Source organism: Hoylesella enoeca JCM 12259 (assembly GCF_000613405.1).
Taxonomy (GTDB): Bacteria; Bacteroidota; Bacteroidia; order Bacteroidales; family Bacteroidaceae; genus Prevotella; species Prevotella enoeca.
In genome coordinates, this window is record NZ_BAIX01000101.1 from 1 (window position 1) to 1,569 (window position 1,569).

The following is a 1,569-nucleotide window of genomic DNA, read 5'->3' on the forward strand; positions in this document are numbered from 1 at the left end:
CAAGATAACGGCCAATCAGGCCATCGCGGGCACGTTCGATTTCGACGACAGCGGCCTCAAGCTCGCCTCGCGCCCGACGGCAGCGCCTGCCAACCAGACGATCGAGTTAGATTTGAGCACGATGAAATTCGGCGTACCCAAAGCCGTCGACATCGCGAAGAACGCCGCCACGATGGTTGTGGCCCCCGGCACCTACGCCACACTGAAAGTGGAGTACACGGTCGACGACCCCGACACGCACAACAGCGCCACCGTTACCCGCAACTACACGAACGTAACCTTCACGCCCGGCAAGAACAAGAAGATCACCGTAGACCTCGGCATCCCCATCTACGAGAACAAATACTACCTCTGGGACGCCCAGCATGACGCGTGGTACGGCTACTACCAGTATCAGCCTACCTACGACGGCGTGCCCGCCGACAGTCACTACCCACAGAGCGCGGCGGCCGACCCCGACCGATGGTTCCATACTGCGCCCAACTCCACCGTAGCCATCAACGCCTCGAACAGCTGCAAGGATTGTCCGAACAGCAACCAGATGATCTGGTACACCATGAAAGGCAATCCCCATTGGGACGGGCAAAAGCCGTGGTCGGTGCTGGGACACCTCTATGTAGGCGGCATGTGGTTCAAGAAAGCCCAGAAGATCGCCGACGACGAGAGCACGAACTTAACAGCGATGAAGAACGGTTATCCTGACCCAAGCACACATGTGATGACTGACTGGAGAACGAGGATATGTACAAGCTTCCCTACATACTATACAGTAGAAGAACCTTCCGTTCTCCAATATGGCTTTTACAATTCTACCATCAAGTCCATCTCGACTCTCGCCTCCACGGCCGACTACTTCTTCCTGCCCACTACAGGATTCTTTGGGAATTTTCCTGGGGGTCCTGGACAGCACAAATTCTATGCAGGTTTTGGCGATTACTGGTCGTCTAACAATACTCCTACTCCGGCCACTCCGTACACTATGTTGGCCGCAAGCTTCAATTTTACAAAAAATAATATATACTTTATTTCTGGTACCGACCCAGAATGCGGCTTCTATGTCGAGCCGCAGTGGTTCAAGTAAGTTGGCAACAATGCACCGGCGGGAGCCCCGCCAAGCAGAAAACGGCATCGGGCGAGCAAAAACGGTCACCGGTTTCATCAAAAAATTGGCTGGGCAGCCTTTCCCGTACCCCGATTTGACCAAAAATTGGCTGGGCGAGCAAAAACGCCCACCGATTTCATCAAAAAATTAGCCAGGCGGCCTTTCCCGTACCCCGATTTGACCAAAAATTGGCTGGGCGAGCAAAACCGTACCCCGGTTTCATCAAAAAATTAGTCCGGCGGCCTTTCCCGTACCCCGGTTTGATCAAAAATTTAGTCCGGCGGCCAAAACGGTCGCCGGTTTTAGTATAAATCTTCAAAATAAACTCAACAACATGGAAATTAAACCTTTTTACAAACGTGATCTCCAAAACATGGAGCACTTCCAGTTTGCCGGCCACGTGCTGGCCATGTGTAAAACGGCCAACGTTGAGAAGCTCAACCCGTTGCTCACCCCGCTCGAGGCGG

At 53.3% G+C, this 1,569-nt stretch carries 1 pseudogene; it reads left to right on the forward strand.

The features are described 5' to 3' along the window. Positions 1-1,081, forward strand: a pseudogene (locus tag JCM12259_RS16855) (hypothetical protein); the annotation flags it as partial. Between the last annotated feature and the right edge of the window lie 488 nt (positions 1,082-1,569).